Origin of the sequence: Pseudomonas sp. D1HM, from assembly GCF_019266105.1 — a bacterium.
Classification (GTDB): domain Bacteria; phylum Pseudomonadota; class Gammaproteobacteria; order Pseudomonadales; family Pseudomonadaceae; genus Aquipseudomonas; species Aquipseudomonas taetrolens.
This window is the reverse complement of sequence record NZ_LRMN01000042.1, coordinates 1-5,488: the sequence shown is the minus strand read 5'-3', so window position 1 is coordinate 5,488 and position 5,488 is coordinate 1. Positions and strand designations below refer to the sequence as shown.

The following is a 5,488-nucleotide window of genomic DNA, read 5'->3' as shown; positions in this document are numbered from 1 at the left end:
TTACCGTCACCAACGCCCATATGGGTGATGTTCCAAGGCGTGCCGTTAGCAATCGCCTTGGCCTGCTGCGCCGCGCCGACATCCGTCAGCATGGCGATGTACAGCGTGTTTTGCTCTGCCATGAATGCGCCTAATTGGTTGAGTTACACCGGCATTGGAGCGCCGTAGATATTCGCCCCGGGGCCGAGGTTGCGATACAGGACGTACAGGCTCAGCCCGCGCAGAATCTCCCCGGCCCAAAAGCCGAAAAACATGCCGTTATCCGTGCCCAGCCGTACTGCCGGCGACCAACAGCCATTCATGGGCTGGCCCGGTACCGGCGTCACTACATAGTTGTTCTGCAGCTCGGTCACGCAGGCCTCAATCAGGTAATCCAGATCCTTGACCTGCGAGCCGGCCAACCCCGCCAGACACGCTCCCGCCAACCACAGCCCGGTCATGTGACCGGTGAAGTCATCCGGTACAGGCTTGGGCAGTTCAGTCATGGGAAAATCCGTGGGCAAGATTCCGCCCGTGGACTTCACAAACTGGATCAACCAGGTCAGCCAGTTTTCGGCGTACGACTTCAGCTTCGGCGGTACCGCCCGGCCCTGACTGACCAGCTCGTACCATGCCCGGCAGGCCCCCATCATTGCCCGGGACTGGTAGCCGCTCCAGGCGGTGCCGTCGCCCCAGTGATGCATGGTCCAGGTGTCCGGGTCGCCATACTTGTAATTGTCCCAACGGTTCCACACGTAAGCCGAAGCGACGGGGCCAAGCTGGCCAAACTTCTGCTGGTACCACTGCTGCGAGTCATACAGGAACTCAACCATTTGATTGAGCCGAGCACCGTGCTCGTTGAGTGGGTCGATGCAATAAATGAACGGGTACTGATATCCCGGGTACGGCATCCCGTGCCATGCCCCGATCTGGTCCGCACCCTCCGAGTAGATGTTTGAAAACGGAATCACCCCGGGGCAATACGCCAGTGAGTCGTCCCGGTACTGCAGAATGGTGCAATCTCCCACCAGGGCGCGGAACTTGGTCTGCCCCTTGATCGTTAACCGGTAGTTCAGGGTGTAGCCATCCCCGGCCGCAAAGGCCGGTGGCAAGTCATTGATGCAGTAATAGGAAAACGTCAGGTTGGTGCTGGAACTGTCATCCATCAGGATTGAGAATTCATCCACCTCTCCATAAACCGGCGCGCTCGGCTCTGGACGATCTGCCGCCCCGGGTTGATAGCCCGACAGCGTGGCGTCTTCAGGATTGATCACCAGCGTCACCCAGGCACCTGCCGTTGCCGGCAACATCCACCACCAACGCCACCCGTCTGCGTCGACAATACGCAGATTGAAATTGCCGTCAGCACGATAGGTGATGCTCTGCAGCGGGGCTTTCTCGGTCGGTAACAACCAGTGCCCGATGCTGTACCAGCCGGCATCCGTCGGGAAAAACGAGCTGACCACGTTGCCGCCATGCCCCTCGACAATGCCCGGCTCATAGCCTTCCTCAGAAACGATATCGTCCGAGTGAGAGATAGCGCGCAGGTCAGCCATGATGTACTCGCTCCCATCATCCTTGCTCAACCGGGTAAAGCTACTGAGCGGGATGTCATGCGTCACCACCTCGACGTTGGACACTGACTTGGGCAGCGCACAGCCGTACTTGATCCCACTGCCCTCATCCTTGTTCGGCGAAACAACCAGCTCGACCTTGGCATTCAGCGGGGCGTTGTTGTCATCAACGCCGCCGTAACAAGTTCTCACCAGCGAGTCCGGAGTGATCCGAAACCACACCGCTTGCTGCTCCAGCGAGACTTGCGCGGCTGTCTCACAGTCGACCGTGATGTACCCCATCGAGTCGCGAGCCAGCACCGGCTCAACTTCACTCGGGTAGGTGAACTGGTAGGCGATGCCGTCGGTGTAAGGCGTGAGCTCAGCACGGCTCTGTCGAAAAAAGCGGTCGCTTGAATCGATCTGCGTGTACTCAATCGCGGTAAAGCGGCAAGCATCCATCGCCTTCTTGTAACGGGGCTCTCCAGTGATACGCCACAACAAGTAGCAGGCATCCATGTACCACTGCTCGCCGTCTGCAGCGTTGCCCATCTGGTTGACGCTGCCCAACAGCGGCACGTGAAGCGGTCGGTTGTGCTGCACTGCATTACGCGGGATCAGGTAGCCGCCGTGCTCCACCGGTTGGCGGGTCGCGTAATTGAATTTGTGCTCCCCGTTCACCGTCGTGTCTTTGAGCTGAACTTGCCCGCGCTCCTCCAGCGGATGGCCTTCGGACAATACGTCGCCGTCCCAATTTATCTTTTGCCCAGTACAAGCAATGATCCAGTCCACATCGAACTGGGCGCCTTTGGTATCCCAATCGACAGAACCATCAGCTTTGACGGCCTGCACCGTGGCATTGATCGCCCCCCAAGCCAATTCACCATCAAAGGCAAACGTGGCCTTGTCCAGGTACTCACCCCAGTGCGGGGCCCCGTGGGGAATCGACAGCGCGCCATTGGTGAAAGTAAAGGCCACGCCCTTGAAGCCGCTGTGTGTGGGCTCGACAGGATCGATCGGCCAATTGGCCAGAACCGGTTCCTTTGAATTGACGATCCAGTTGGCAATGCGCCGCTGAGGTGTCTCAGGGATCGGCTGGCCCTTGTAGAAATACGTTTCGTAGGACTCCCAGTGCCACACCGCCGCCTCCAGATAGCGCTGATCCTTGGTCGCCAGATAAGCATGGGCATAGCCAAGGATGTGCAGTGCTTGTCCCTCGGTGGTGCCGTCGCCGTTGGGCTGGTACTCCATCTGCGAGTGCGCGATAAAGTGCCGGTTATTGGCCAGCACCCCCTGCGTGTTCTGCGCGAAGTGCTGCAGCGTGGCATCGTCTGTGTCGCCGGTGCTGCGCTTGAGAAACCGGTGATGGCCTTCAATCATGCTCAGCGCATTGTTCAGGCCGGTTTTCTGGCTCATCAGGCGCCGACTGTTAAGCGGGGACAGAAACATCGAACCAACTCCCATCTGAAAAGCCCAGCCAGCCGTTGTCGTCCGACATGAACGTCAGCACATCAGCGGCACCGGCGTCGTAGGCCAGCACCGGCGGACGCTTGCTCGGCCAGTGGACGTTGGCCGGGAATGTGATCTTGTTCGCCCCGGTGCCCTGTCGCAGGCGCACCGTGAATGACCAGGTATAACCGGCCGGCACATCCGCGTTGAGAAAGCTCAGCGCGCATTGCGGCTCATCCAGCGTCACGTCAAAAAATGACACCCCGGCGGTGTAGGCCACATCCAGAGCCAGCGCCGCACCGGCTGATGGCGTTACCTTCTTACGCGGCAGCAACAGGCCGCCGGACAAGTCGGTGATCATCTTGGCCAGAGCCAGCAACGTCGGAGACGGGCCTGATCCGGTTTCGACGGTCTCATCTGCTGGCTTGTTTACGATGTCACTCGCCGTTTGTGCCGCCGCCTCGAACATCTCGATGGCAGCGCGTTGGCGATCCGTTAACTCACTCATTGAACCCTCATCAGATCAGGTAGGGTGAAGTTGCTGAAGTAACTGAGGTCGTTGGTCAACAGCTCCAGATTGATCAGGTCAAGGTCATCAGCCCACAGTTCCGGCGACGAAATAACCACCTCATCACCCGAGGAAATACCGGCGCCGATGTAGTAGGTACCGTCCGGGCTATACGTGATGCTCAAGCCCACCAGGTGCCGACTGAGCGGCTTGGTATCACTGATCATCCGTTCCAGTTCAGCAATGGCGGTTTCGCTTAGGCCACTGTCAAACAGGGCCAGGCTCATCGTGAATGTTCCCGGCGGCCCCATCGGCTCCAGCTCATGCCACTCGGTGATCTCAATGATTTCAGCGAACGGCTCGACCACCCGGCGCAGCGCGCCCACGGTGCCCTTGCGCTTGTGAACCTCAAACGAATCCTTAACCACCTTGCGCTTGATCGCCTCAGACCACTCAGGGTCCCAACGATCGACACTGCGCTGGATGGCCAGCCACGGCAGCAGTTCGGCCGGGCAGCTATCGACCGAGTGCATTTGGCGCAGCACGTTGGCCAACGCAAAGTCGCCCGTAGACAGCTGCGCAAGCGCCTGCTCCAGCGGCGTACGATTGGATGGCAGCAGGCTGGAATCACTCATCAGTGCCACCAATCCGCACATTGAACTGAGTGCAGTTGGCGGCTTGATGATCCAGCACGACCACATCCGCCGCCGGGTGAACCAGCTCGACCCGCTGGACCCGCGACACATGCAGCGCTGCATGTATGGCTGATTCGCGAATATCCCGCCCCAGACGGCGCTGCGTGTTCACGTACCGCTCCAGCGAGGCTTTGGCCTCGGCCAGACTCAGTTCCATTTCCGGGCCGGGGTACAGGTACAGCACCGCCTCAATCTGGTAGTCGATCAGCTCGGCCGACTTCACCAGGAGCCGATCACCCACCGGTCGCACATCCTCATCACTGAGCGCGACCCGCACCTTTTCCAGCAGATCAGCCGACGCCTTACCGTCGCCAAGACGACTCAGGATGCTGACCAGTACCGTAGCCGGGCTGGGGCTGCTGGCCCGAGCATCGGCCACCCGGCCATCCGCCGACAGCGCATGAAACACATACGCATCCCGGGGCCCCGCGATCGACATGCCCTCAAAGGCCAGCAACGTACGTTCGATCAGGGAGTCATCCGACTCATACTGCGCCTCGATCGGCGGCACCGCGTTCGGGTCGGCTTCAACGACCGTCAGGCGCTTAACGTTGTAGTTGGCTGCCAGGTGATCAACATCGCTACCTTGGGCAAACGCCAACAGCAGCGACTTAGCCACATCGTTGATCCGGGCGCGCTCCAGCATCTTGTCGTAGGCGCGCTTTTCCAGCAGTTTAACGACCGGATCAGACTCCAGGGCTGCCGACCAGTTGTTGCCCATCAAACTGCGAAAGTCGGTCAGTGCCTCCTGATACAGCGCCTCAAAATCCAGCGGCTCCAGCACAATCGGTGCGGGGAGTCGGGACAGATCCAGTGTGCTCATACAGTCACTTCCAGTAGCTCGCTGTCGCCCAAATAGGTGCCCGACAGGCGAAAGGTGATACGCCCATTGAGGACCGACAGGACTTGAACCCGGGCCAAATCAAGGCGCGGTTCCCAGCGTTTCAAAGCCCGGGCGGCCTCGGCCTGTACGGCGCTTTTCCACCCTTCCGAAACAGGCAGATCGACAAAGCGTCGTATCGTGCTGCCGTATTCAGGGCGCATCAGCCGAGACCCCAGCGGGGTGGTCAAAATGTCTTCAATGGACTGCTGCAGATGATCAAGGCCCGAGATAGGCTGCCCGGTGTGGCGGTCCATTCCGATCATGGGGCTACTCCGGCAAGCGCTCTAAATCAGAGTGTTTATCCAGAAAGGCCTGCGCTTCAGTGTCCTGTGCCTCGACGTGGTGAGCGCTAACATGCAGCGTCCGACCGCCGCGCATCACCAAGACGCGAGAAATAAACGCCCGGTCGCGGTAAACGACC

The 5,488-nt window shown here is 59.7% G+C and carries 6 protein-coding genes; all 6 read right to left on the bottom strand.

Annotated features, from left to right (window positions below; all coding sequences use genetic code 11):
• A partial coding sequence (locus AWM69_RS23170) for a phage tail protein (RefSeq protein WP_373274350.1) occupies positions 1 to 92 on the bottom strand: 92 nt, incomplete at its 3' end.
• A 51-nt stretch (positions 93 to 143) separates the two neighbouring features.
• Positions 144 to 2,981, bottom strand: a complete 2,838-nt coding sequence (locus AWM69_RS22615) for a phage tail protein (RefSeq protein ID WP_218728590.1) — start codon at positions 2,979 to 2,981, stop codon at positions 144 to 146.
• Positions 2,962 to 3,489, bottom strand: a complete 528-nt coding sequence (locus AWM69_RS22610) for a hypothetical protein (RefSeq protein ID WP_218728589.1) — start codon at positions 3,487 to 3,489, stop codon at positions 2,962 to 2,964. Before AWM69_RS22610 ends, AWM69_RS22615 begins: the two co-directional genes overlap by 20 nt.
• Positions 3,486 to 4,124, bottom strand: coding sequence for a phage tail protein I (locus tag AWM69_RS22605; RefSeq protein ID WP_218728588.1), 639 nt, complete (start codon positions 4,122 to 4,124; stop codon positions 3,486 to 3,488). The genes AWM69_RS22610 and AWM69_RS22605 overlap by 4 nt, the downstream gene beginning before the upstream one ends.
• Positions 4,117 to 5,007 (bottom strand): baseplate J/gp47 family protein, encoded by an 891-nt coding sequence (locus AWM69_RS22600; protein ID WP_218728587.1) that lies wholly within the window; start codon positions 5,005 to 5,007, stop codon positions 4,117 to 4,119. Before AWM69_RS22600 ends, AWM69_RS22605 begins: the two co-directional genes overlap by 8 nt.
• The gene (locus tag AWM69_RS22595) at positions 5,004 to 5,330 is read right to left on the bottom strand and encodes a GPW/gp25 family protein (RefSeq protein ID WP_218728586.1); all 327 of its coding nucleotides are present in this window, start codon (positions 5,328 to 5,330) and stop codon (positions 5,004 to 5,006) included. The genes AWM69_RS22600 and AWM69_RS22595 overlap by 4 nt, the downstream gene beginning before the upstream one ends.
• Between the last annotated feature and the right edge of the window lie 158 nt (positions 5,331 to 5,488).

Coding starts and splice junctions, on each gene's coding strand:
- AWM69_RS22615 (WP_218728590.1), bottom strand. CDS start 2,981: ATGTTTCTGTCCCCGCTTAACAGTCGGCGCCTGATGAGCCAGAAAACC.
- AWM69_RS22610 (WP_218728589.1), bottom strand. CDS start 3,489: ATGAGTGAGTTAACGGATCGCCAACGCGCTGCCATCGAGATGTTCGAG.
- AWM69_RS22605 (WP_218728588.1), bottom strand. CDS start 4,124: ATGAGTGATTCCAGCCTGCTGCCATCCAATCGTACGCCGCTGGAGCAG.
- AWM69_RS22600 (WP_218728587.1), bottom strand. CDS start 5,007: ATGAGCACACTGGATCTGTCCCGACTCCCCGCACCGATTGTGCTGGAG.
- AWM69_RS22595 (WP_218728586.1), bottom strand. CDS start 5,330: ATGATCGGAATGGACCGCCACACCGGGCAGCCTATCTCGGGCCTTGAT.